Source organism: Bacillus sp. AFS037270 (assembly GCF_002585305.1).
In genome coordinates this window covers 1-212 of sequence record NZ_NUNF01000154.1, presented here as the reverse complement: position 1 = coordinate 212, position 212 = coordinate 1, and the positions used below count along the sequence as shown (strand labels likewise).

The following is a 212-nucleotide window of genomic DNA, read 5'->3' as shown; positions in this document are numbered from 1 at the left end:
GGCCGGGGCGCAGATTGGCGCACTGGTTTGGGTGATGTATGGCCTGGGCGCAATTGTCGGCCCGGTAAGTTACGGCTTTCTCGCAGATCGGCTTGGCGCGCGGATGGGTATTCGGCTGGTATTGCTGGTACAGGCGATTGCGCTGGGACTGCTGGCGGTTTCCCACTCTTTCATGGCGTTGGCCGTGCTGGCAGTGATCATCGGTTCATTCC

1 protein-coding gene is annotated in these 212 nt (G+C 60.8%); it reads left to right on the top strand.

Going from position 1 to position 212, the window contains the following annotated elements; translation table 11 throughout:
• Nucleotides 1-212 (top strand): YbfB/YjiJ family MFS transporter (locus COD92_RS31450; RefSeq protein ID WP_141561172.1); only part of this gene is annotated, 212 nt, incomplete at both ends.